The organism is Pseudomonas fluorescens, assembly GCF_902497785.1.
Taxonomy (GTDB): Bacteria; Pseudomonadota; Gammaproteobacteria; order Pseudomonadales; family Pseudomonadaceae; genus Aquipseudomonas; species Aquipseudomonas fluorescens_BO.
Window position 1 is genome coordinate 552,977 of the sequence record NZ_CABVHK010000001.1, and the last position, 23,445, is coordinate 576,421.

A 23,445-nucleotide genomic window follows, 5' to 3' on the forward strand; every position below is an offset into this window, starting at 1 on the left:
TTCGCTTTACAGCGGAGCTGGCTGGATGATTTCGACCCAGTAGTTATCCGGGTCCTTGATGAACGCCAGGCTCTTCATTCGGCCATCGTTGAGGCGTTTCTGGAAATCGCAGCCCAACGCTTCGAAGCGTTCGCACGCAGCGACGATGTCAGGCACCGAGATGCAGATGTGGCCGAAACCGCGTGGGTCGGTGTTGCCGTTGTGGTAGGCAAAATCAGCGTCGTTTTCGGTGCCGTGATTGTGGGTCAGCTCAAGAATGCCGGGGATCGATTTCATCCACTCGGTACGGGCCGCAGCGTCGGCCGGGATCTGGTTTTTATCGACCAGCGCCAGGAAATACAGGCTGAACTCGGCTTCTGGAAAGTCACGTTTCTCCACCAGCGAGAAACCGAGGATGCGCGTGTAGAAATCCAGGGATTTGGTGATGTCCTTGACCCGCAGCATGGTGTGGTTGAAGACGAATTGCTGAGTGGCGGTGTCAGGTTGGGCAGTGACGCCCGGGAAGGTGTTCAATTCGTGCAGGCTCATGGGCCCTCCGGAAAATAAGTGGGGCTAGTGAATGGCGCCAATGATACGCATGGGCGCAGGCATCGCCAAAGCCAAACCGTCGGCTATTGCCTGACAGGCGGGCGAGGCTCAGACTTTACGGTTCAATCCGTGAGTGTTCATTGCAATGATCCGATCCTGTAAATCGCTGTTGGTTCTGATTTTTCTGGCAGGCGTTACCTGCGCTCGCGCAGATGCGCCGACAGTGACGTGGCCCGATGGCTGGGAAGTCGAGGCCATCGCGCAAGATGACGCCAACCCCCAGGTGTCCCGGCAGCGTGCGGTCAAGAACGATCAGGGCGGTACGCCTGTGATGGTCATGGAGTTGACCATGACTCAGGTAGCAAGCGGTCATCAGGTCAATCTGCAAGGCGTGCTGCTGGAGATGCGCAAATCCGTGCAGAAGGATTTTTTCCAGGGCGGTTATCAAAGCGTCTGCAACAAAATCCATCCGGCGACATTGAGTCGTCTGGCGGCACTGGAAACTACCTGCACGATTACGCAAAACGGTCGACATGTGTTGTCGCAAACATTGGTCGCGGCAGTGGATGCAGATAAGGCCTACGTTCTTTCGTACGCAGGTCAGGCTGAGGCTTACCAGGCCAGTCGGGACGAAATAGAGGTCGCACGTAACAGTTTGAAACTTTAGTTGAACGTTTTCGTAGGCGGGCATTGCGTAGTTTTTAGATAACCAAAAGGATTAAGCGCCAAGTCAATGTTCAAGTAACAAGTTGAGCGCGTTCAATCCTTTACTGTAGGAGCGAGCTTGCTCGCGAAAAACGTCAACGATAACGCGTTTTTTCAGGGAAAACGTGTCGCGCTCAGGTTTTTCGCGAGCAAGCTCGCTCCTACAGAAAGCCACGAGCGTTTAGCCGCGCAGCCAGGAATCAACGGTGGGAGCACCGTACTTTTCCTTCCAGGCTTTAAGGCCACGGTGATTGCCGCCCTTGGTTTCAATCAGTTCACCGGTGTGCGGGTTGTGATAAACCTTGACCACGCGAGCGCGGCGGGTTTTAGGCGCGGCGGCCTGTTGCAGACCGGATTTGGCCGGGTTCGGATCGAGAATGGCGACGATGTCGCGCAGGCTCTTGCCGTAGGTTTTCATCAGCCCCTGGAGCTTTTCTTCGAATTCGATTTCTTTCTTGAGCCCGGCATCATTCTTCAGGGATTCCAGCTGCTTGAGCTGCTCTTGAAGGGCCTTTTCAGCTGCACGAAATTCAGCGAGTCTGGACAATATCTTTACTCCAATAGTGTGTTTGGCTGATACCAACCGCAAACAAAGCTATAAGCCAAGAGCCTTGAAGCGACTCGGTGATAGTGGCTCGCCTGCCAATCTAGCGCAGGCATGAAAAATTGTAGTAGTTAATCAGCAAAGAGTAAATCCTGACTTTTTCTTCATGTAACGACAGTAGTCTTTTGATGCAATTTGGTGCGCGGCGTCTTTTTCTCGACGCTTAACTCAGCTAGTTAATGTTTGCTTAATGCACTAACAAACTCTGAGCCGGGCATCGGTCGCCCGAACAGATAGCCTTGCAAAAAGTTGACGCCATGGGCGGTGAGATAATCGCTTTGTTCCACCGTCTCGACACCTTCGGCAACGATCCCCAGATCGAGCTTGGCCGACAGTTCGATGATGCTGTCCAGAATGTGCCGGGAGAGGGCGTCCGCGCCGATCATCGCAACAAAGCTCTGGTCGATTTTCAGAAAGTCGACGTTGAACTGGCGCAAGTATCCCAGGCTTGAATGACCGGTGCCGAAGTCGTCGATAGCGATCATCACGCCCAGCGCATGAAGCTGCTCGAACAGCTGCAACGTGATGGCAGTCGGCTCGATGAGTTCACGCTCGGTCAATTCCAGCACCAGCTTGACACTGCCCGGCGCGAAGGCGCTGAGAAACTCCCTGCAATCCTCGACCAGTTCCAGGTCTTTGCAGTGGCTGGCGGTGATGTTGATGCCGATGTGAAACGGCTCCTCGAACAAGGGTGAAACAGGCGCCAGGCATTGCACGGTTTGCCGCATCAACGAGCGCGTCATCGGTACGATCAAACCCGAGTGCTCGGCAAACGGAATAAACAGGTCCGGACGCACCAGGCCTTCTTTCGGGTGATTCCAGCGCATCAACACTTCGGTGCCGGCCCACTGTTTACTGGTGCCATGCACCACCGGTTGAAAATAGGGAACGAACTCCGCCGCTTCCAGCGCGCGTTGTATTTCGCGACTGGGGGATGAAGAGCGCTTCTGCAAAACATGGCCAATCAAGCCGGACACTGCGCCAAAAAAAATCAACAAACTGAACAACGGCGGGTATTCGCTGCTCATGTATCGCCAGGTTTCACCCTCGGGGAAACCGGCCGCGACGCTAAAGGCATAACGCGCGGACGCCAATTTGTTTTCGGCGACAGGCAGGGCGGGCAGGGCGTCTTCGTGGACCTTGCCATCGGCCGACAACCAGCTGGGGCCTACCTGAAGCAGCAGTGTGGTTTTGCGACCGATCAGGCGCAGCACGTTGGCCAAATGATATCCGTCCAGCGTGGACAGCGCGCCTTGTTGTCCCTCGCTGATCCGATAGACCAGCAGCGCTGTATTGGGTGTGACCGGATTGCCGTTCATGAGCCACAACGTGCCTTGGGTGTAGTCGCCGGGATCAATCGTCTCTTGAGCGTCGCCAAACAGCGAACTGCAATAGATAGTGTTGTCCCACACCAGATTGGTCGAGCGCACGAAAGGGCGGCGGGTGACCTGTTCGCGCAAGGCCAGGTTGACGTCGTTGCAGGTCTGACCAGCTAGCGGCAGGAGCACGCGTGCGGCCTGGGCGGTGTTGTCGAGCATCAGCTCGAATTGACGAACGGCCTCTTCGGCGGTCAGCCGGGTGCTTTGCTCAAGCGTGCGTTGAGCCTGCACATAAAGAATGGCGAACCCCAGCAAAATCGGCAGCAAACCGCTCAACGCGGTCACGACAATACGGGTGCCACGTTGGCGGCGGGTTTTGGCAGTCAGTGGCATTCGCGAAACCTGTGACGATGAAATAGGGCTCTCAAATGCTGGCAGGGCTTCGGCTCGCCTCCCAAAAAGAGTTTGGTCAGACGCCATAATAGATGGCCCGGCGGGCTCGTGTCGCTCAAACCCCTTGCGCGAGCAGGGAAAAAGGGGATTTGATACAGAAGGCGGACAAACCCATTTACGCTGTGTAGAATCCGGTTACGCATATAAGAATAATCGTCTTCTGGCAGCAGAAGCCTCGCCCGCACCAGCCTTGGGTCGACAATGAAGAGTTTCGGGTTTCAATTGATCTACGGTGACTTCCTCGCCCGCAGCGTGCGGGGCATCTCCTGCGCGCCACCCGCCGGTCTCAGCATTGCTAGCAACTAACTCTGGTTAATTGATAAATATGATGAGGCGCCAACCATGGCAGATTTATACGAAAACCCAATGGGCCTGATGGGCTTCGAGTTCATCGAATTCGCATCGCCAACGCCGAACACGCTGGAGCCGATCTTCGAGATCATGGGCTTCACCAAAGTCGCGACCCACCGCTCCAAAGACGTGCACCTGTATCGCCAGGGCCAGATCAACCTGATCCTCAACAACGAACCCAACAGCGTCGCTTCCTACTTCGCGGCCGAGCACGGCCCGTCGGTGTGCGGCATGGCGTTCCGCGTCAAGAATGCCCAGCAGGCATTTGCCCGGGCCCTGGAACTTGGCGCCCAGCCCATCCACATCGAAACCGGCCCGATGGAACTGAATCTGCCAGCGATCAAAGGCATCGGCGGTGCGCCGCTGTACCTGATCGACCGTTTTGGCGAAGGCAGCTCGATCTACGACATCGACTTCGTGTTCATCGAAGGCGTTGATCGCAACCCGGAAGGTGCCGGCCTGAAGATCATCGATCACCTGACCCACAACGTGTATCGCGGTCGCATGGCGTACTGGGCGAATTTCTACGAGAAGCTGTTCAACTTCCGTGAAATCCGCTACTTCGACATCAAGGGCGAATACACCGGCCTGACGTCGAAGGCGATGACTGCGCCGGACGGCATGATCCGCATCCCGTTGAACGAAGAGTCGTCCAAAGGTGCCGGCCAGATCGAAGAGTTCCTGATGCAGTTCAACGGCGAGGGTATCCAGCACGTTGCGTTCCTCAGCGATAACCTGATCGACACCTGGGATCGCCTGAAGAAAATCGGCATGCGCTTCATGACCGCGCCACCGGAAACCTACTATGAAATGCTCGAAGGCCGTCTGCCGAACCATGGCGAGCCAGTTGATCAGTTGCAATCGCGGGGTATTTTGCTGGACGGTTCGTCCGAGTCGGGCGACAAGCGTTTGCTGTTGCAGATCTTCTCGGAAACCCTGATGGGCCCGGTGTTCTTCGAGTTCATCCAGCGTAAAGGCGATGACGGCTTCGGTGAAGGCAACTTCAAGGCGCTGTTCGAATCGATCGAGCGAGATCAGGTTCGTCGCGGCGTGTTGTCGACTGATTAAATCGTTTAGGTCAAAAGATCGCAGCCTTCGGCAGCTCCTACAAAGGCTGCGATCTTTTGCTTTTATGGCCGACGTTGCCGTACCAGATGCTTGAACCCTTCGAACACCAACACCAGCACCGCCATCCAGATCGGGATGTACGTCAGCCATTCCCCGGCCTTGATGCTTTCCCCGAGCAGCAACGCAACGCCCAGCAACAGCACCGGCTCGACGTAGCTCAACAGCCCGAACAGGCTGAACGGCAGCAGCCTGCTGGCGATGATGTAGATCACCAGCGCCGATGCACTGATCACACCGAGCATCGGGATCAACAGCGACAACCACGGATACTGGTTGAACACCGCAAAACCTTGCGCGCCCGACTGTACGAACCAGAACGCCACAGGCAGGGTCAGCGCCATGTCCAGCCACAGGCCGCCCAGATTGTCGGTGGCCAGACGCTTGCGCAGGATGAAATACGTCGGGTAGCCCACGCAAACCAGCACGGTCGCCCAGGAAAAGCCACCCACCTGGTAGACCTCGTTGACCACGCCGAGGCAGGCGAATACCACGGCGATTTTTTGCAGGTAAGAGAGGCGTTCGCCATAGGCGATCCGCCCGGTCAGCACCATGGTCAACGGCAACAGGAAATAGCCGAGCGAGACATCGAGGCTATAGCCGTTGAGCGGCGCCCACATGAACAGCCAGAGCTGCACGCCCAGCAGGGCCGAAGAGGCGATCAGGCCGGCGATCAGCTTCGGCTTGGCCATGACGCAACGAACAATCTCGGATACGCGTTTCCATTCACCGGACACCACCATGAACACGGTCATGCACGGCACCGTCAGCAACATGCGCCAGCCGAAAATCTCCACGCCGCTCAACGGGGTGAGCAGGGAGGTGTAGTAATACATGATGGCAAACAGCACCGAGGCTGAAACCGAGAGAGCGATACCTTTAGACAAACTGTCCTCGCGAAGTTGAACGTGAAACGGGGGGCGGAGGATACGTGGTTTTGTGTGAAATATCGTGCAGATGGTCAATATCGGCAACACCCACAATCCCTGTGGGAGCGGGCTTGCCCGCGATGCAGACGCCGCAATGCATCAGATAAACCGCGTCGACGCCATCGCGGGCAAGCCACGCTCCCACAGGGAATTGCGTGTCCTCAAAGTTTTCGGCCGGAAACGAAATGGCTCACATCATTGAACCCCGGTGTCGACGCATGCCCCGGTGTCACCAGCGAATCAATAAACGCCTCATCCTCAGCCGTGATCTTCACCGCCTGCGCCTTAGTGTAGGCGTCCCACTGTTCTTCGGTGCGCGGGCCGACGATGGCGGAGGTAACGGCGCTGTTGTTCAACACCCAGGCAATCGCGAACTCGACGATACCGACCCCACGCCCTTGCGTGTACTGCTGAATCTGCTGGGCAATGCGCAGGGATTCCACGCGCCATTCGGTTTCCAGGATGCGCTTGTCTGCGCGGCCGGCGCGGCTGCTGGCATCGGGTGTCACGTCCGGCGCGTATTTGCCGCTGAGTACGCCACGCGCCAAAGGACTGTAAGGCACCACGCCCAGGCCATAATGCTGCGCGGCAGTGATCTGCTCGGATTCGGCCTGACGGTTGACGATGTTGTACAGCGGCTGGCTGATGACGGGGCGATCAACACCCAGGTTATCCGCCACGCGAATAACCTCGGCGATGCGCCAGCCACGATAGTTGGACAGCCCCCAATGGCGGATTTTGCCTTGGCGAATCAGGTCGCCGATGGCGGACACCGTCACCTCCAGCGGCGTGTTGTGGTCTTCGCGGTGCAGGTAATAGATATCGACATAGTCGGTGCCCAGACGCGTCAGGCTGGCGTCGATGGCATTGAAAATGTGCTTGCGGCTCAGGCCACTGCGGTTCGGCACGCCATCCGCCGGACCGAAACCGACTTTGGTGGCGAGCACCCATTCATGGCGATTACCGGCAAGCGCTTCGCCGACGATTTCTTCCGAACGACCGTGGGTGTAGACGTCTGCGGTGTCGATGAAATTGATGCCCTGGTCCCAGGCCTTGTCGATGATCCGCAGGGAATCTTCGGTGCTGGTCTGTTCGCCGAACATCATGGTGCCCAGGGTCAGGGTCGATACCTGCAAACCCGAATGACCCAGCGTGCGGTAGCTCATGCCGAAATCCTTTTACCAGTGGGAAAGCATCAAACAAATACCAGAACAACCGTGCGGGGCAAACTGAAATATCGAACACAGCAGATCAAAATGTGGGAGCGAGCCTGCTCGCGAAAGCGGTCTGTCAGTCAATATTCCGATCAACTGAAAGAAAGCATTCGCGAGCAGGCTCGCTCCCACAGGGATTGGCCTCAGGCGCGAAGGGTTCGTGTCATACGCAACGCCAGCAAACTCCCGCAGACAATCACGCCTGCCAACAGATACAACGCGGCATCTGTCGAACCGGTGCTGTCCTTGACCCAGCCCACCAGATACGGGCTGAGGAAGCCGGCCATCTGGCCCATGGAATTGATCAACGCCAGACCGCCCGCCGCAGCGCCGGCACTCAGCAGTGCGGTCGGCACCGGCCAGAACATTGGCAGGCCGGTGAGGGCGCCCATCGTGGCGATGGTCAGGCCGAGAATGGCGATGGCCGGGTGAGCGGCGAAGTTCACGGCGATCAACAGGCCGACAGCGCCCATCAGCATCGGCACCACCAGGTGCCAGCGGCGTTCTTTGCGCAAGTCCGCCGAGCGGCCGACCATCAACATGAAGACCGCCGCCAGCAGGTAAGGAATCGCACTCAGCCAGCCGATCACCAGGTTATCGCTGAAGCCGAGGTTCTTGATGATCGATGGCAACCAGAAGTTGATCGCGTAAACGCCGCTCTGGATGCAGAAATAGATCAAGCCAAACGCCCAGATCGCCGGGTTCTTGAACACCGCCAGCAGCGAATCGGTGGTGGTTTTCGGTTGGTTGGCGAGGTCTTCGGCGTGGTCGGCCTCAAGCACCGAGCGCTCGAATGGGGTGAGCCATTTGGCGTTGGCGTAACTGTCGCTGAGCAGGAAATAGGCGAGGGCGCCGAGGATCACCGTTGGAATGCCTTGCAGCAAAAACATCCACTGCCAGCCCGCCAAACCGCCTTGGCCTGCGGCAAAGTGGTTGAGGATCCAGCCGGAAAAGGGGCTGCCCAACAAACCGGACACCGGGATCGCCGACATGAACAGCGCCATGATGCGGCCACGGCGGAAGGTCGGAAACCACTGCGAGAGATACAACACGACGCCCGGGAAGAACCCGGCTTCGGCGGCGCCGGTGAACAGACGCAGGGTGTAGAACTCGGTCGGCGTGGTGACGAACAGCAGGCAGGTCGACAGCGTGCCCCAGACGATCATCATCAACGCGATCCAGCGGCGCGGGCCGAACCGGGTCAGCGCCAGGTTGCTCGGTACGCCGCACAGCACGTAGCCAATAAAGAAGATCCCGGCCCCGAGGCCGTACACGGTTTCGCTGAATTTCAGCGCGTCGAGCATCTGCAACTTGGCAAATCCAACGTTGACCCGGTCGAGGTAGTTGAACAGGTAGCAGATGAAAATGAAGGGGATCAAGCGCAGGGTAATGCGCTTGTAGACGGCGTTTTTTTCGTCAACGATGGCCTGGGTTGCGGCGGCGCTCTGTGACATGGCGGGCTCTCTCTTTATTATGATTTTTTGCGATGCAACGGGTAACGTTGACCACCCGATGAGTCTCGACCACCCTCAGGGTGGCTGTCTTTGTGCCTGAGCACAGGGTTTGTCATCAAGGCCTGTGCGGCTGAACAATCTTCCTTTCAAGGATCACCCTTATGTTCGAACTTGATCATGACCTGGCGCAGGACATCGTCGACCGGGCGATGGCGATCCTGCCGTACAACGTCAACGTCATGGACAGCCAGGGGCTGATTCTCGGCAGCGGTGAGCCGGAGCGGGTCAACACCCGCCACGAAGGCGCGCAACTGGTGCTGGCCAACGGGCGCGTGGTGGAAATCGATGCGCAAACGGCGATCCACCTCAAGGGCGTGCAGCCCGGGATCAACCTGCCGCTGTTGCTCGATCAGCGGTTGATCGGCGTGCTGGGCATCACCGGCGAACCCGAGCAACTACGCACCTATGCCGAACTGGTACGGATGACGGCGGAGATGCTGGTGGGCCAGCGCAATCAGCAGGCGGAGCAACAGTGGCGGCGCCAGCGTTGCGATGATTTGCTGGCGTTGCTGTTGAGCGAGGCCGGGGATTCGCCGCGACTGATCGATGAAGCACAGCAGCTGGGGCTCAAACCGCAGATGACGCGTGTGCCGTATCTGTTCGAATTGGGCATGGAGCACGGTCCGGGGCAAACCGTCGAGGCCCTCAATGCCTGGCTGACCTCACGTTACCCGGACAGTTGGTGCGTGAGTTCGGCCAAGTCGTCGTTGCTCTGGTGCCGACCGGCGAGCCAGGCGATCGAGAATGAGCGCTTGCTGGAAAAGCTCGACGGCCTCGGCTTGAACATCTTGCGCATCGCCGTGGGCGGGCACGCCGACGGACTGGCGGGCCTGCGCCGTTGCTACCGGCGCGTCGGCGATTTGCTGGCGTACGGGCGTGATGTCCTGCCTCATTCGCGTCTGCTGACGCTGACCCGTTATCGCTTGCCGGTGATGCTCTGGCGGCATCGCAACGACGACGCGCTGGACGAGCTGCTCAAACCGCTGCGCAAAGTCATCGCCAAGGACAGCAATGGTCAGCTGTTGGCGACCTTGCGCAGCTGGTGTGATCACGACGGCCAGAGCCAGGCGTGTGCCGATGCCCTTGGCATCCACCGCAACAGCTTGCGCTACCGGATGGAGCGGATTGCCGAGCTGAGCGGCGTCGACCCGTTGCGCCTCGACGGCATGCTCGCCCTCTACCTCGGCGTGCAACTGCTGCCCCAGACCGACACCAACCCCTGACCACCCACAATCCCCTGTAGGAGCGAGCTTGCTCGCGATGGTGTTCAACGATAACGCGGGCTGCCTGGCACCCAGCGGCGTTCTCAGGTTCATCGCGAGCAAGCTCGCTCCTACAGTGCGGCGGGGTGAAGCACCAGGGTTTGTGGAAATGAACAATAATCCTCAGTGCGTCTTGTGCACTGGACCGGCGTTATTGTTCACCCCTGCTGGCAGCATGAGGGCATTGGAACTGGAGAATTCGCATGAAGATCGTCATCGCCCCCGATTCGTTCAAGGACAGCCTCAGCGCCCAGGGCGTGGCCGATGCCATTGCGCTCGGCCTGGCCGAAGTGTGGCCCGATGCACAGCTAATCAAATGCCCGATGGCCGACGGCGGGGAAGGGACGGTCGAGTCGATTCTGGCCGCCTGCGAAGGCCAGTTGCGTCGAAGCAACGTTCGCGGGCCGCTGGGCACAACCGTTGATGCGGCGTGGGGCTGGTTGCCCCACAGCCACACCGCGATCATCGAAATGGCCGAGGCCAGTGGTTTGCAATTGGTGCCGGTCGAGCAGCGCGATGCCTGCATCAGCAGCACCTTCGGCACTGGCGAATTGATCCGCGCTGCACTGGACGCCGGGGCACAGCGGGTAATTCTGGCGATTGGCGGCAGCGCCACCAACGACGGCGGCGCCGGGGCGATGCAGGCCTTGGGCGTCAAGCTTTTCGATGCGCAAGGCCAGCCACTCACACCGGGTGGTCTCGCGCTGGCTCAACTGTTTCGCATCGACCTGAGTGATATCGATCCGCGACTGGCCGGCGTGCGATTCGATATCGCCGCCGACGTCAACAATCCGCTGTGCGGCCCCCAAGGCGCTTCAGCGATTTTCGGCCCACAAAAAGGTGCCTCACCCGAACAGGTCCAGTTACTGGATCACGCCCTCGGGCACTTCGCCGATCACTGCACACACGCTTTGAAAAGAGATGTACGCGACGAACCGGGCAGCGGCGCAGCAGGCGGGTTGGGCTTTGCCGCCAAGGCGTTTCTGGCGGCGCAATTCAAGGCCGGGGTTGAAGTGGTCGCAGAACTGGTTGGATTGGCCGACGCGATCAAAAACGCCGACCTGGTGATCACCGGCGAAGGCCGTTTCGATGCCCAGACGTTGCGCGGCAAAACTCCGTTCGGGGTGGCGCGCATCGCCCGGCAACACGGCGTGCCGGTCATCGTCATCGCCGGCACGCTCGGCGACGGTTATCAGGCCCTGTACGAGCACGGCATCGATGCCGCGTTCGCCTTGGCGAGCGGGCCGATGTCCCTGGAGCAAGCCTGCGCCGAAGCGCCACGGTTGCTGCGCGAGCGGGCAAGCGACATAGCGCGGGTGTGGAAAATGGCCGCAAGCCAGCCCTGAACCCACCTCATTGTGGCGAGGGAGCTTGCTCCCGCTGGGCTGCGAAGCGGCCCCAAAAATTTTTCTCGACGTCAATTGGCTCACGGCTGAAACACGCCAGGCCCTCTGAAAAATAATTCGCAAAACCGCGCAGATTTCTCAACCCCAGCCGATACAGAGATCAGGCGCCCACACATCTATTACAACAGTGGCGCCAAGCTGAACGGTGGCGCCTCAACGCCTGCCCGACAGTGCTCATGGCAAGGATGCTCGCCGCCGCAATCACCCGAGTACCGTCCATGTCCCTGCGTAATCTGAACATCGCCCCTCGAGCCTTCCTCGGCTTCGCCTTCATCGCATTACTGGTCGTCATGCTCGGCGTGTTTGCCGTCAACCGCATGACGATCATTCGCCAGGCTTCGGTTGATCTCGGTTCGACGCAGCTGCCCAGCGTCGGCTACCTCGGCAACATGACCGAAAACGTCCTGCGCATGCGCATCCTCTCGTTCCGCATTCTGGTCAACCGCGATCCGGCCGCGTTGCAGGAAGCCCAGGCCCGCATCGGCGTGCTCGTCGACAAGTTGCGCAACGCTCAGGCCAGCTACGCCGCGTTGCCGGCCCACACGGAAGAAGCCGCGCTGTACAAGACATTTACGGTAACGCTCGACAACTACATGCAAGCGCAGACGCAGATGATGGAGCTGTCGCGGCAGGACAAACTCGATGAGATGCGCAGCCTGATCAACACCCGGATCAAGGACGGCACCGACCAGATGGGCGAGCAGCTCAATAAACTGGTGGCACTGAACAGCAGCTACGCCAAGTCCGCCCTGGTCGAGGCAGGTGAGCAATACAACAACGCGATCACCGGCATCGTCGTGGTCTCGGTGATTGCCGCCCTGATGACCGTATTGCTCGCCTGGTTGCTGACTCGCAGCATCGTCACGCCGCTCAACCGCGCGCTACTGGCGGCGCAAACCATCGCCGGTGGCAACCTCACCAAAACTATCGAAATCGACGGCAAGGACGAACCCGCGCGCTTACTCGAGGCCTTGTCCAGCATGCAAACCAGCTTGCGCCAGACCATCGAGCAGATCGCCGGTTCCGCCACGCAACTGGGCGCTGCCGCCGAAGAACTGAGCACCGTGACTCAGGAAGCGTCTCGCGGCCTGCAACAGCAAAACAACGAAATCGAACAAGCCGCCACCGCCGTCAATGAGATGACCGCCGCCGTGGAAGAAGTCGCGCGCAACGCGGTGTCGACCTCCGAAGCCTCGAACCAGTCAACCTTGGCTGCCCGCGAAGGGCGAGACCGCGTGGTGGAAACCGTCGACGCGATCCAGACCATGACCCAAGAGGTGCAAAACACCTCGGTGATGATTGAAGGCCTGGCGACTCAGGGCCGCGACATCGGCAAGGTGCTCGACGTGATCCGCGCCATCGCCGAGCAAACCAATCTGCTCGCACTCAACGCCGCGATTGAAGCCGCTCGCGCCGGTGAAGCCGGGCGGGGTTTTGCCGTGGTGGCGGACGAGGTGCGGGCCTTGGCCCATCGCACCGCGCAATCGACTCAGGAAATCGAGAAGATGGTCGCCGGTATTCAAAACGGTACGGGGGCCGCTGTGTCATCGATGCAGCAAAGCAATCAGCGCACGCAAAGTACCCTGGAAATGGCCCGTGCCGCCGGCGTTGCGCTAGAGCAGATCACCCAGTCGATCCATCAGATCAACGAGCGCAATCTGGTGATCGCCAGTGCTTCGGAAGAACAGGCGCAAGTGTCCCGCGAAGTCGACCGCAATCTGGTGAACATCCGCGACCTCGCCATCCAGTCCGCCGCCGGTGCCAACCAGACGAGCGTCGCCACCCACGAACTGTCGCGCCTGGCGGTTGGTTTGAATGCGCTGGTGGCGCGGTTTGTGATCTGAAGAGTTGTAGCGAGACCCATTGCGGGAGCGAGTCGGCTCGACCGAAGACGCCTCGCTCTGCGCCGCAATTGAGGGGGGTACCTGTCAACTATGACAGTATCGGAGCAGGAAATAGTGGCGTTTAATCCCTCCCAGGCCCCGGGGTATAGATCGTAGGGATGGATGCCATGATTCCCTCGCAGTGTTCGGACCGCCGCACAGCCTCCATAGCCATTGCTGCACGCATGGCAATTTTCGACTCTGTGGAGAGCAACGAACATGACAATCATGCAGAACAGTCAAAGCTCAAAAGCCGCCAGGGATGCGTATCGTAAAGTACGCATCCAGCGCAATCTGGCGCGTGCGGCAAAGGCAGCGGATGACTTGCCGGTGGCGATCCTTGCGGACATCGTCGATGCGAGCGACAACCTGTTGAATGGGCCCATCATCAAAAACGCTGGTGTGGCGAAGTTGAGCGTCCCGATTTGGGGGGACACGGGCACCATTGTGGGGGACGACCAGGTCTTCCGCCTGTTTATCGCGCCCGGGCACATAGATGATCCCGACGATGCGGCATTCGGCGAACCGATCGTCACGAGGGATTTGACGTTCCCCTTTGCAGACACCTGGGATCCAGATTTCGAATTGCCATTGAACAAAATCCAGCCCAACGGACTGTACACCCTCAAACACGAAGTCTTCCTTCATAACCAGCAAACCGCCCAGAGCCCGCTGGTCAAGTTCACCACTGACATTACCGCCCCTGGTGAGCTGACCGTCCCCCCTGAACCCAAGGCTATGACGTTTGCCATCACGGAAGTTGATGACGCCAACAGCGGCAACGTGTCAGGCGTGATCCCGGATTACCCTGACAAGGCGTCCAAGGATAAATACGCCTACTGGTTCGCCAAAGACCCGCTGCCTGACGACCCCTCGACCCTTCCTCCTGTCACGGGTCTTGCCGACGTTCCGGACAACCGGACTGTCGTCATCCCCAAAACGTATATCGATGCCCAAGGCGATGGCATTACCATGGCGGTCCAGCGTGATCTCACGCCGAACTTTCGACGGATATTGCAAAAGTGGTAATTCACACCGGCTTCGGTGCAATTGACGATCCTGGCGATTTCCCAGGATGACTTTCCGGCGACACCCCATTTCAAGACTTCTGCTTCCCTGGCTGTCAGCGTGACCGCTAGCGGTTGCGGGTTCGCTTGAGGCTGGAAACCGGCCGGGGCGGGTGATCGAACGGATGCAGTAGTGGAACGGTACATAGTAAATCTCCCATTCATCATCATTGACGGCGTGGGCGCGGCAGAATCTTCCTACTTCTTGATGGCATGGTTCGCGCGGCCGTCCTACAGGCACCTGAGTGAGGGCTGAGGCACGGTTTCCTTATATCGCGATTTTCCCGGCTTGGAACCTGTCACAAATTACAGGTGCGAGACTTTAATTGGGCATCGTGGAAAAGGCTGTAGGTAACGGATACCACATTCGTAGGATTAATCTCTCGGTACAACTTACCTACAATTTCAACTCCAATACCCTGAAAAAGAAGATGTTTTCGCACCTCGTGCGCACACCGGGATTTGGCAGAATTGCCGTCGTAAATACGCCATGGGCGCACTCGGCCCGCGGCTGCCGCAGCCGCGCACGTTCGTCGGTATGAATGCCCTGCTGGCGCGTTGCGGGATTTGAGGTAGGGTTGACGCTGGAACCCGCGCGAATGGAGAACTGTATGCGCTATTCAGCCTTGACCCAACGAATCGCCGGTGACGGCGCGGCGGCATGGCAGATTCACGATCGAGCGCTGGAAATGCGCGAACAAGGGGTCGAAGTGTTGCTGTTGTCGATCGGCGATCCCGACTTCGATACACCGCAGCCCATCGTTCAAGCCGCCATCACCAGCCTGCTGGCCGGCGACACCCATTACCCGCAAGTGCGTGGCAGTCGCGGCTTGCGCGACAGCATCGCGCGGCGCCATCGGCAGCGCAGTGGTCAGCCGGTAGAGGCCGAGCACGTCATCGTGATGCCCGGCGCGCAATGCGCGGTTTATTCGGTGGTGCAATGCCTGCTCGACCCCGGCGACGAAGTGATCGTCGCTGAACCGATGTACGTCACCTACGAAGGGGTGATGGGCGCCTGCGGGGCAAAAGTGGTGGCGGTGCCTGTGCGCCCGGAGAACGGCTTTCGTGTCGATCCGGCAGACGTCGCGACCCGCATCACCGCGAAAACCCGGGCCATACTGCTAAACAGTCCGAATAACCCGTCGGGTGCCAGCTTGCCGTTGCTGGTCTGGCAAGAGCTCGCCTCACTGTGTATTCGTCACGACCTGTGGCTGATCAGTGACGAGGTCTACAGCGATCTGTTGTATGAAGGCGAACACATCAGCCCGGCCAGCCTGCCAGGCATGGCCGAGCGCACTGCGACCATCAACAGTCTGTCGAAATCCCATGCCATGAGCGGCTGGCGCGTGGGCTGGGTGATTGGGCCGGCGCCGTTGACCGAGCATCTGGTACACCTGTCGCTCTGCATGTTGTTCGGCATTCCGGATTTTATTCAGAACGCCGCGCAACTGGCATTGGATGAGGATTTGCCGGAGGTGACGCTGATGCGTGAGGAGTATCGCCAGCGGCGTGATCTGGTGTGTATGGAGTTGAACCAGTGCCCTGGCCTACGGGCGATTCGCCCGGATGGCGGGATGTTCGTGATGGTCGACGTGCGCCAGACCGGGCTGACGGCCCAGCACTTTGCCGAGCGGCTGCTGGAAGGGTTTGGCGTGTCGGTGCTGGCCGGTGAAGCCTTCGGGCCGAGCGCAGCCGGCCATATTCGCCTCGGGTTGGTAGTCGATCAGCAGCAACTGGCGGAGGCGTGTCGGCGGATAGCGCTGTGTGCGGGGGGTCTTCTGGAGGCGCGTAGCGCCTGAGAGATTGTTATTGCATGGGCCGGCGCTTTCGCGAGCAGGCTCGCTCCCACAGGGTTTTAGTGAACCACTGTGGGAGCGAGCCTGCTCGCGAAGACTGAGTAACAAACGCCAAATCCGTCAGGCCTTCCACGCCCGCTCATTCACCAGATTCCCCGGCCGCTCACCCGCAAGCGCCGCCAGCAGATTATCCACCGCACACGCTGCCATCGCCTCTCGCGTCTCGTGGGTCGCCGAGCCGATGTGCGGGGTCGCCACCACGTTGTCCAACTGCAATAGCGCCGAAGTCGGGTCCAGCGGCTCACGCTCGAACACATCCAGCCCCGCCGCGCGAATCTGCCGGGCGCGCAGCGCCTCGATCAGCGCTGCTTCGTCGACCACTTTGCCCCGTGAAATATTGATGAAAATCGTCTCGGGGCGCATCAGCGCAAACTGTTCGGCACCGATCAGGCCTTCGGTTTCGGCGGTCAGCGGCAAGGTCAGGCAGACGAAATCCGCTTCCTGCAACAGCGCCGACAAACTCCGATACTGCGCATCGAAGCGCTGTTCCACCGCCGGCTTCGGCGAGTGGCTGTGATAGATCACCGGCATGCCAAAACCGAAATGCCCGCGTTGCGCCAACGCTTCGCCGATACGTCCCATGCCGATGATGCCGAGGGTTTTACCGTGTACGTCGGTGCCAAACTGTGCGGGGCCGATGTTGCGGGTCCATTGCCCGGCGCGCACCGTGTTGGCCAGTTCCACCACGCGGCGCGCGGTGGCGAGGATCAATGCGAAACCGGTGTCGGCGGTGGTTTCGGTGAGCACGTCCGGGGTGTTGCTGAGCAGGATTCGCCGTTCGGTCAGGTAATCGATGTCGTAGTTGTCGACGCCCACCGAGACGCTGGCGATGGCTTCCAGATTCGGCGCCAGATCCAGCAACCCGGCGTCCAGTTTCAGGCTGGCGCCCAGCAGTCCTTGGGCGTGGGGCAGGGCTTCGCGCAGTTGCGCGAGGCCGTCGGCGTCGAGGGTGCCGATCAGCGTGACTTCGGTCTGCGCATGCAGGCGGGCCATCAGCAACGGCGACAGTTTCTTGTACAGCACAACCGACTTTTTCATCGCAAGTCTCTCTTAAGCAAATCAGGAATGAGCGGTGCGGGTCAGGGCTACCGGCGGACGCTCCCGGTCACTGGCGCCGGGCTTGAGCAGGATCGTCAGCACCACCGAGAGCATCAACGCGCCGCTCATCAACAAGTACGACGCGCCCGGGGATCCGGTGGAGCTGTTCAGGTAGCCGACCAGATAGGAACCGCCAAATGATCCGAGCGCGCCCATGCTGTTGATCAACGCCATGGCACCGCCGGCGACGTTGGCCGGGAGGATTTCCGGGATGATCGCGAAAAACGGCCCGTAAGGCGCGTACATGCAGGCGCCGGCAATCACCAGCAAGGTGTAGGACCACCAGAAATGCTCGGCGCCCAGCGCGTAGGAGCCGTAAAACGCGATGGAGGCGATCAGCAGCGGCGGCCAGACAAAGCGTTTACGCTTCTGCAATTTGTCCGAACCCCAGGACACCAGCAACATGCCGATCACCGCCGCCAGGTACGGCAGCGCCGACAGCCAGCCGGCTTCGACCATGTCCATTTGTGCGCCGGCCTTGAGGATCGACGGCAGCCACAGCACGAAGCCGTAGACGCCGATGCTCCAGCAGAAAAACTGCAACGCCAGCAGAATGACTTTCGGCGAGCGGAAGGCTTCGGCGTAATTTTTCACCGCTTTGATGCCGACCTGTTCAGCGGCGAGGGCGCTTTCCAGATCCTGTTTTTCCTGGTCGGTGAGCCACTTGGCCTGGGCCGGACGATCATCGGCCAGCTTCCACCAGATAAACGCCCAGAGCACCGCTGGCAAACCTTCGATGATGAACATCCAGCGCCAGCTGTAATGCTGCACCAGATAACCCGACACCACCGACATCCAGAGCATGGTCACCGGGTTGCCGAGGATCAGGAAGGTGTTGGCGCGTGAACGTTCGGCGCGGGTGAACCAGTGGCACAGGTAGATCAGCATCGCCGGCATCACGGCGGCTTCGACCACACCGAGCATGAAGCGAATGACGATCAGCCAGTAGGCGTTGGAAACGATCCCGGTCAGCGTGGCCAGGCTGCCCCAGAGGATCAGGCTGACGAAAATCAGATTCTTCACGCTGTGCTTTTGCGCGTAGATCGCGCCGGGTACCTGGAAGAAAAAGTAGCCGAGGAAGAACAGCGCGCCGAGCATCGACGACAGGCCCGGGGTGATCATCAGGTCGGCGGCCATCCCGGAGGCGGCGGCAAAGCCGTAGTTGGCGCGATCCAGGTACGCCAGGCTGTAGGTGATGAACACTATGGGCATGATGTACCACCAGCGGCGGGCGGCGAGGGTTGCGGTTTTCATGGGTGGTGCTCCTGAGCTTGTTGTTTTTGTCGCAGCAGGTAACGGGTTTAAATCTTCATTGGTTGTTCCGGCCTTTTCGCGAGCAGGCTCGCTCCCACATTGGATTTGTGTTGAACCTGAATTAGGTGGCCGACACAGAACCCCTGTGGGAGCGAGCCTGCTCGCGAATGACGGCCTCGAATTCGACGGACATTTCAGCTCGGGTCGGCAACCCCTCCATGTCCCCTCGACTCTGCACCGCGCGGCTGCCAATCCAGTTGGCGCGCTTCACTGCGTCGGCAAAGCTGTAGTTCTCCAAAAGCGCGCTGATCATACCGACGGCAAAACCGTCGCCAGCACCCACGGTGTCGACCACGGTTTCCACCGGCACGCCGGCGACGAAACCATCATCCAGCTGCGTGCGGTAATACGCGCCGTGCGGGCCGAGCTTGATGGCCACGGCTTCAGCGCCGCGGTCGAGGTAGAACGCGGCGATGTCGGCCGGGTCGTCGAAACCGGTCAGCAAACGGCCTTCACTCAAGCCCGGCAGCACCCAATGGGCGAGGGCGGCAAGGCGGTTGATCTCGCTGATCATCTGCCGTTCGCTGGCCCACAGGCTCGGGCGCAGGTTGGGGTCGAAGGACACACTGCGCCCGGCCTCACGCATGCGCGTCATCAATTCAAAAGACATCTGCCGCGCCGTTTCCGACAGCGCCGGAGGGATCCCGGTGGCGTGCAGGTGCCGCGCCTTGAGCAATTGGGGAACGATCGACAGCGGCGACAAATGACTCGCCGCTGAGCCTCGGCGGAAGTATTCGACCACCGGATCGTCGCCCTCATCGGTGCGCGACTTCAGCTGGAACCCGGTGGGGTGCGCCGCATCGATGGCCACGTTGCTGCAGTCCAGGCCTTCCTTTTTCAAGGTGTCGACGACGAAGCGACCGAGAGAATCAGCGCCGACCCGGCTCAGCCACGCCACTTTGAAGCCCAGCCGCGACAGGCCGATGGCGACGTTGCTGTCGGCCCCGGCAATCCGTTTGTGAAAGTGCTCGACACGGGCCAGTTCGCCGTTCTGCTCGGCGACGAACATCGCCATGGTTTCGCCGAAAGACAAAATATCGATCTCAGACATGTGCGCTCTCCAGACGGGATTGGCCGAGTCGGGCGAGGGCGCTGACATGCTCAGTGGTGAGCTGTACCAGATCGTCGCCCTGCAGCGGATATTCCGCGGCGCGCATCACGCCCTGGCTCATGTGCCGCAGCAGTTGCTCCCACTGATGCAGGTCACTGGCCGCCGGCGGTATCGCCACCAGTTTGCCGTCGGCCCGGCGTGACACTGCTTTGCAGTGCACATAGCCGACGTGGCGCCCGAGCAACCGTGCGGCGCTGCTGGCAGACTGGTCCTGCCAATGCCAGTTGCCGATGTCGAAGGTCATTTTGACCGGCAGCGCGTGCTGCTCAACCGCCGCGAAAAAACGCTGGAACGGTTCGATGCGGCCTCCGTGCAGGGTCTGATCGTTTTCCACCAGCAACTGCACCGCGCTTTTGCCCAGCACCTGGGCCAGGGTTTGCAGGTCGCTGGTGTCGGTGAAATAACCCAGGGACACTTTCAGCCATTTGGCACCGAAAGCGTGGGCACGTTGCAGGGCGGTGAGTAGTTCGGGGTTGGGCCTGGATTGCCCGGCCAGCCACAGTTCCATCGGTGAGGAATACACGCTTTCGAGGCCTTGCGCCTGGGTGGCGTCGGCCAATTGAGCGGGGTCTTCGACGGTGAGCAATTCTTCGCGCCATTCGATGCGCGTGGCGCCAGCGGCGGCCAGCAGTTCGATGAAACTGCCTTGGCCACGTTGGCGCACCAGATCGGCGCCGTAGCTCGACAGGCTGATGGAGACGGGTGGTTTATTCATTGTGATAGACCTCTGAAACCGGTTTCATTTTTGTTCAAAAAAATAGGGTTTAGTCTTGCGGTGATCTCTCTGGCCTCATCGCGGGCAAGCCCGCTCCCACAGTATTTGCGGTGAGCCACCTTTTTGTGAACGAATCAAAACCTGTGGGAGCGGGCTTGCCCGCGATGAGGCCATCACCTTCACCGGAGATTCCCAAGGGTCGACCCCCGCACCACCAACTGCGCCGAAAAATCCAGGGTCCGCACCGGCCCGTCATCCCCGCGCAAACGCTTGAGCAAACACTCAAACGCACTCGCGCCTATCTCCGCCGTCGGCTGGGCGAGGGCGGTGATGCCGCTGCCCACCAGCGGGTACCAATCCAGATCATCAAGGGCAATCAGGCCAACGTCCTCGAACAGCTTGCAGTTCAGCTCCCGCAACGCATGAGTGCCCGCCAGCGCGGCTATCCCGTTGGCGCAAAACAAAGCCTTCGGCCCGGGACCGGGGGTGTCGAGGAAATTTTTCAGGTTAGCCGTCAGGTCACCGCCGGTTTCGATCAGCGTCCCGCGTAGGGCCGGGCGCTGGGCGATCTGCGCCTTGAAGCTATTGACCCGTTCGATGCGCGAACTGGTGCCGTCAAACGGTTCGGTGACCATCAACACATCGCGATAGCCCCGTTGTTCAAGGTGGGCGAGGGCAAGCTCGACCGCCGCCGGGTTATCCAGACCGACCAGATCGCTTTCAAGGTGCGCGACTTTGCGATCCACCAGCACCATCGGCATTTCCCGGTGCAGTGCCTGCAATTCATCACGGTGGTGGCCGAGGGTGTTCACGATCAGCCCTTCGATGTTGTAGGAGCGCAGCAGCGCCAAATGCTGGCATTCCTGCTCGTCATCGCGGTCGGTGTTGCACACCACCAGGCTGTAGCCGTGCTGGCGGCAGGCGGTTTCCACCCCGTGCATCACGGCAATCGAATAAGGGTTACGGATGTCGGCCACCAGCATGCCGATCAGGCGGGTCCGCCCGCGTTTCAGACCGCGCGCCATCTGGTTCGGGCGATAGCCCAGTTCGGCAATCGCCTGTTCGATACGCAGGGCAATCGCATCGGACAACAACGCTCGATCATCGCCGATAAACCGCGACACGCTGGCTTTGGACACCTTGGCGTGCTCGGCCACATCAAGCATGGTCACGCGGCTGCGCTGGGCGGCGGAAAAATCGTTCACGGGCTGAAACCTTATTATTGGATTTATAGGAACAGTGCGATGGCGCCAACACTGAAACCGGTTTCAGAAGACACCAAAAGCGAATACCCAGTCAAGTCCTCTGATCGAGATTGTCCGACAATGGCCGACGGGCGGAACTCACATCAACACGCTCAACCAGGCCGATCCCAGCAACAAAAGAGCCATGCAGCGATTGAAACCCAGCATCGCCCGAGGCGTGTGCAACCAGCGCGAGGAACTTGCGCCAAGCAGTGCCCAGAACCCCAGGCACGGCAGGGAAATCAGGAAAAACGCCAGCGACAGGAGCACCACGTGATTCATCCGCTGCTCGCCGCCACCGGCGAACACGCTGACAACCGCCAGCGCCATCATCCAGGTTTTCGGGTTGATCAATTGCAGGCTGGCGGCGCCGGCCCATCCGAGCCGGGCGTCGGTGTTCGTGGTGTCGACGCCCCGCGCCGGTGCGCTGAAAATCTGCCAGGCCAGGTAACTCAGCCAGCCGACGCCAATCCACTGCATCGCGGTTTGAACCGTGGGCAACGTGGTTAACGAAGACCCGGCCCCGCTACCGACCAACAGAACGATGGTCGCCGCGCTGGCACAGGCACCGAAGATGATCGGCACCGAGGCCGCCAACCCGTAGCGGGCGCTGTTACTCAACACCAGAATGTTGGTCGGGCCGGGCGTGATCGAGGCCACGAAGGCAAACAACAGGAAGGGCAACAACGTTGGAAAAGACGACAGCATCGCGGGCAAACTCCAATGAAGATCATTGCAGCCGATCTTCACAATCCCACGCCTCAGCTGTCTGGAAGATTTGAGCAGTGCCTGCGGTACAGCGCCGGCGTCAGGCCATAAGCGCGCACGAACCAGCGGCCCAGATGGCTTTGGTCGGCAAACCCCAACGCCATGGCCACTGCCGCCGGTTGCTCGCCACGGGCCAGCATGCGTCGCGCCGTGGCCAGGCGCAATTGCACCAGATACGCGTGGGGCGCGATGCCATAAGCGGCTTTGAACGCGCGGGTCAGGCGGAAGCGGTCGACCCCCGTTGCAGCGGCCACCTGGTCGAGTCCGATGTCCTCGTGGGCATGGGCGTGCAGATATTCGCGAGCCTTTTGCGCGACTAACGGCAGACGCGGGTCCTCGCGATAACGGGCGCGCCAGTGCAGGTGCGTGGTCAGGCGTTCGAGCAAGCCGTCGAGAGCGGTCTGGCGGATGATCTTCAGTTCGCCCTGGTGCAGGGCCTGGAACGCTTGACTGGTCGCGCGGGCCAATCGGACGTCGGTGGCCAGCGTGTTGGCAAAACTCAACTGACAGCCGTCGGGCGCGTTGTCGAACACCGCGCCGAGTTCGTGCTTCAACCACTGCGGATCGAGGTAGAGCATGCGGTAGGTGAAGCCATCGACCGTCGGCGCCTCGCCATCGTGAATGTCGCCCGGTTCGAGCAGAAACACCTTGCCCGGCGTGCTCTGATGCTTCGCTCGCCGGCAATTGAATTGCTGAACCCCTTGCTCGGTGACGCCCACCAGAAAACTGTCATGCCAGTGCGGATCGTAGGCGTGGCCTTCGAAATGCGCGCGCAGGGTCTCGATGCCGGTGTCGGTGTCCTGGGCCAGATCGATCCAGTTGTGCGATTTCATGCGCTGCCTTCGGGACATGTTTGCAGCGAATTAAACGCTCACAACAGGGGTGATGACTAGAACGTTTGTGCATCAAATGCGTCTGTGCGAATGCCGGAGCGGGGCGCTGTAGCACATGCAGCTGCGTGCGCCACTATCAGTTTTGT

General features: G+C 60.0%; 21 protein-coding genes. 6 read left to right on the forward strand and 15 right to left on the reverse strand.

Going from position 1 to position 23,445, the window contains the following annotated elements; translation table 11 throughout:
* Positions 1-6 precede the first annotated feature (6 nt).
* The gene (gene gloA / locus F8N62_RS02715; protein WP_150709508.1) at positions 7-528 is read right to left on the reverse strand and encodes a lactoylglutathione lyase; all 522 of its coding nucleotides are present in this window, start codon (positions 526-528) and stop codon (positions 7-9) included.
* 145 nt (positions 529-673) lie between these two features.
* On the opposite strand from gloA, the gene F8N62_RS02720 reads away from it, so the two are divergent.
* Positions 674-1,195 carry a DUF4946 domain-containing protein gene (locus tag F8N62_RS02720; RefSeq protein WP_150709509.1) on the forward strand — a complete coding sequence of 174 codons (522 nt, stop codon included), beginning with the start codon at positions 674-676 and terminating at the stop codon, positions 1,193-1,195.
* Positions 1,196-1,414: 219 nt separating this feature from the next.
* On the opposite strand, the gene F8N62_RS02725 is transcribed toward F8N62_RS02720, so the two are convergent.
* Both F8N62_RS02725 and F8N62_RS02730 read right to left on the reverse strand, forming a co-directional pair.
* Positions 1,415-1,780: a histone-like nucleoid-structuring protein, MvaT/MvaU family gene (locus F8N62_RS02725; protein WP_150709510.1), complete on the reverse strand. Its 366-nt coding sequence runs from the start codon at positions 1,778-1,780 to the stop codon at positions 1,415-1,417.
* A 233-nt stretch (positions 1,781-2,013) separates the two neighbouring features.
* A complete protein-coding gene (locus tag F8N62_RS02730) occupies positions 2,014-3,549 on the reverse strand; it encodes an EAL domain-containing protein (RefSeq protein ID WP_150709511.1) in 1,536 nt (511 codons plus the stop codon).
* Between the two features lie 402 nt (positions 3,550-3,951).
* Between F8N62_RS02730 and hppD the strand changes: the two genes are divergently transcribed.
* Positions 3,952-5,028 carry a 4-hydroxyphenylpyruvate dioxygenase gene (gene hppD, locus F8N62_RS02735; protein ID WP_150709512.1) on the forward strand — a complete coding sequence of 359 codons (1,077 nt, stop codon included), beginning with the start codon at positions 3,952-3,954 and terminating at the stop codon, positions 5,026-5,028.
* A 62-nt stretch (positions 5,029-5,090) separates the two neighbouring features.
* On the opposite strand, the gene rarD is transcribed toward hppD, so the two are convergent.
* From rarD to F8N62_RS02755, 3 genes are all read right to left on the reverse strand, one after another.
* Positions 5,091-5,972 (reverse strand): EamA family transporter RarD, encoded by an 882-nt coding sequence (gene rarD, locus F8N62_RS02740; RefSeq protein ID WP_150709513.1) that lies wholly within the window; start codon positions 5,970-5,972, stop codon positions 5,091-5,093.
* A gap of 203 nt (positions 5,973-6,175) precedes the next feature.
* A complete protein-coding gene (locus F8N62_RS02750; RefSeq protein ID WP_150709515.1) occupies positions 6,176-7,180 on the reverse strand; it encodes an aldo/keto reductase in 1,005 nt (334 codons plus the stop codon).
* Positions 7,181-7,371: 191 nt separating this feature from the next.
* Positions 7,372-8,682: an MFS transporter gene (locus tag F8N62_RS02755; RefSeq protein ID WP_150709516.1), complete on the reverse strand. Its 1,311-nt coding sequence runs from the start codon at positions 8,680-8,682 to the stop codon at positions 7,372-7,374.
* Between the two features lie 161 nt (positions 8,683-8,843).
* On the opposite strand from F8N62_RS02755, the gene F8N62_RS02760 reads away from it, so the two are divergent.
* From F8N62_RS02760 to F8N62_RS02770, 3 genes are all read left to right on the forward strand, one after another.
* The gene (locus F8N62_RS02760) at positions 8,844-9,965 is read left to right on the forward strand and encodes a sugar diacid recognition domain-containing protein (protein ID WP_150709517.1); all 1,122 of its coding nucleotides are present in this window, start codon (positions 8,844-8,846) and stop codon (positions 9,963-9,965) included.
* A 242-nt stretch (positions 9,966-10,207) separates the two neighbouring features.
* The gene (locus F8N62_RS02765; protein ID WP_150709518.1) at positions 10,208-11,350 is read left to right on the forward strand and encodes a glycerate kinase; all 1,143 of its coding nucleotides are present in this window, start codon (positions 10,208-10,210) and stop codon (positions 11,348-11,350) included.
* A 278-nt stretch (positions 11,351-11,628) separates the two neighbouring features.
* Entirely contained in the window at positions 11,629-13,254 is a 1,626-nt protein-coding gene (locus tag F8N62_RS02770; RefSeq protein WP_150709519.1) for a methyl-accepting chemotaxis protein, read from the forward strand.
* A gap of 285 nt (positions 13,255-13,539) precedes the next feature.
* On the opposite strand, the gene F8N62_RS32095 is transcribed toward F8N62_RS02770, so the two are convergent.
* Both F8N62_RS32095 and F8N62_RS32100 read right to left on the reverse strand, forming a co-directional pair.
* Positions 13,540-13,941, reverse strand: coding sequence for a hypothetical protein (locus F8N62_RS32095; protein ID WP_150709520.1), 402 nt, complete (start codon positions 13,939-13,941; stop codon positions 13,540-13,542).
* A 188-nt stretch (positions 13,942-14,129) separates the two neighbouring features.
* Positions 14,130-14,531 carry a LuxR family transcriptional regulator gene (locus F8N62_RS32100; protein WP_318181467.1) on the reverse strand — a complete coding sequence of 134 codons (402 nt, stop codon included), beginning with the start codon at positions 14,529-14,531 and terminating at the stop codon, positions 14,130-14,132.
* Positions 14,532-14,971: 440 nt separating this feature from the next.
* Between F8N62_RS32100 and F8N62_RS02785 the strand changes: the two genes are divergently transcribed.
* A complete protein-coding gene (locus tag F8N62_RS02785) occupies positions 14,972-16,159 on the forward strand; it encodes a pyridoxal phosphate-dependent aminotransferase (protein WP_150709522.1) in 1,188 nt (395 codons plus the stop codon).
* A gap of 117 nt (positions 16,160-16,276) precedes the next feature.
* Here F8N62_RS02785 and F8N62_RS02790 read toward each other — a convergent pair whose 3' ends face one another.
* The 7 genes from F8N62_RS02790 to F8N62_RS02820 all read right to left on the reverse strand — a co-directional run bounded on the left by F8N62_RS02790 (position 16,277) and on the right by F8N62_RS02820 (position 23,299).
* On the reverse strand, positions 16,277-17,254 hold the full coding sequence (locus F8N62_RS02790; protein ID WP_150709523.1) for an NAD(P)-dependent oxidoreductase: 978 nt from the start codon (positions 17,252-17,254) through the stop codon (positions 16,277-16,279).
* 21 nt (positions 17,255-17,275) lie between these two features.
* Complete coding sequence (locus F8N62_RS02795) at positions 17,276-18,568, reverse strand: MFS transporter (protein WP_150709524.1); 1,293 nt, start codon at positions 18,566-18,568, stop codon at positions 17,276-17,278.
* A 121-nt stretch (positions 18,569-18,689) separates the two neighbouring features.
* Positions 18,690-19,679: a sugar kinase gene (locus tag F8N62_RS02800; RefSeq protein WP_150709525.1), complete on the reverse strand. Its 990-nt coding sequence runs from the start codon at positions 19,677-19,679 to the stop codon at positions 18,690-18,692.
* Positions 19,672-20,454 carry a sugar phosphate isomerase/epimerase family protein gene (locus F8N62_RS02805; RefSeq protein ID WP_150709526.1) on the reverse strand — a complete coding sequence of 261 codons (783 nt, stop codon included), beginning with the start codon at positions 20,452-20,454 and terminating at the stop codon, positions 19,672-19,674. The genes F8N62_RS02800 and F8N62_RS02805 overlap by 8 nt, the downstream gene beginning before the upstream one ends.
* Positions 20,455-20,633: 179 nt before the next feature.
* On the reverse strand, positions 20,634-21,659 hold the full coding sequence (locus tag F8N62_RS02810; RefSeq protein ID WP_150709527.1) for a LacI family DNA-binding transcriptional regulator: 1,026 nt from the start codon (positions 21,657-21,659) through the stop codon (positions 20,634-20,636).
* A 138-nt stretch (positions 21,660-21,797) separates the two neighbouring features.
* Positions 21,798-22,406, reverse strand: coding sequence for a LysE family translocator (locus tag F8N62_RS02815; RefSeq protein ID WP_150709528.1), 609 nt, complete (start codon positions 22,404-22,406; stop codon positions 21,798-21,800).
* A gap of 53 nt (positions 22,407-22,459) precedes the next feature.
* Positions 22,460-23,299 carry an AraC family transcriptional regulator gene (locus F8N62_RS02820; RefSeq protein ID WP_150709529.1) on the reverse strand — a complete coding sequence of 280 codons (840 nt, stop codon included), beginning with the start codon at positions 23,297-23,299 and terminating at the stop codon, positions 22,460-22,462.
* Between the last annotated feature and the right edge of the window lie 146 nt (positions 23,300-23,445).

Coding starts and splice junctions, on each gene's coding strand:
- hppD (WP_150709512.1), top strand. CDS start 3,952: ATGGCAGATTTATACGAAAACCCAATGGGCCTGATGGGCTTCGAGTTC.
- F8N62_RS02795 (WP_150709524.1), bottom strand. CDS start 18,568: ATGAAAACCGCAACCCTCGCCGCCCGCCGCTGGTGGTACATCATGCCC.
- F8N62_RS02800 (WP_150709525.1), bottom strand. CDS start 19,679: ATGTCTGAGATCGATATTTTGTCTTTCGGCGAAACCATGGCGATGTTC.
- F8N62_RS02755 (WP_150709516.1), bottom strand. CDS start 8,682: ATGTCACAGAGCGCCGCCGCAACCCAGGCCATCGTTGACGAAAAAAAC.
- F8N62_RS02760 (WP_150709517.1), top strand. CDS start 8,844: ATGTTCGAACTTGATCATGACCTGGCGCAGGACATCGTCGACCGGGCG.
- F8N62_RS02765 (WP_150709518.1), top strand. CDS start 10,208: ATGAAGATCGTCATCGCCCCCGATTCGTTCAAGGACAGCCTCAGCGCC.
- F8N62_RS32100 (WP_318181467.1), bottom strand. CDS start 14,531: ATGATGATGAATGGGAGATTTACTATGTACCGTTCCACTACTGCATCC.
- F8N62_RS02815 (WP_150709528.1), bottom strand. CDS start 22,406: ATGCTGTCGTCTTTTCCAACGTTGTTGCCCTTCCTGTTGTTTGCCTTC.
- F8N62_RS02770 (WP_150709519.1), top strand. CDS start 11,629: ATGTCCCTGCGTAATCTGAACATCGCCCCTCGAGCCTTCCTCGGCTTC.
- F8N62_RS02730 (WP_150709511.1), bottom strand. CDS start 3,549: ATGCCACTGACTGCCAAAACCCGCCGCCAACGTGGCACCCGTATTGTC.
- F8N62_RS02820 (WP_150709529.1), bottom strand. CDS start 23,299: ATGAAATCGCACAACTGGATCGATCTGGCCCAGGACACCGACACCGGC.
- F8N62_RS02750 (WP_150709515.1), bottom strand. CDS start 7,180: ATGAGCTACCGCACGCTGGGTCATTCGGGTTTGCAGGTATCGACCCTG.
- F8N62_RS02720 (WP_150709509.1), top strand. CDS start 674: ATGATCCGATCCTGTAAATCGCTGTTGGTTCTGATTTTTCTGGCAGGC.
- F8N62_RS32095 (WP_150709520.1), bottom strand. CDS start 13,941: ATGAAGGAAGACTTCGTGTTTGAGGGTGTACAGTCCGTTGGGCTGGAT.
- F8N62_RS02785 (WP_150709522.1), top strand. CDS start 14,972: ATGCGCTATTCAGCCTTGACCCAACGAATCGCCGGTGACGGCGCGGCG.
- gloA (WP_150709508.1), bottom strand. CDS start 528: ATGAGCCTGCACGAATTGAACACCTTCCCGGGCGTCACTGCCCAACCT.
- F8N62_RS02790 (WP_150709523.1), bottom strand. CDS start 17,254: ATGAAAAAGTCGGTTGTGCTGTACAAGAAACTGTCGCCGTTGCTGATG.
- F8N62_RS02805 (WP_150709526.1), bottom strand. CDS start 20,454: ATGAATAAACCACCCGTCTCCATCAGCCTGTCGAGCTACGGCGCCGAT.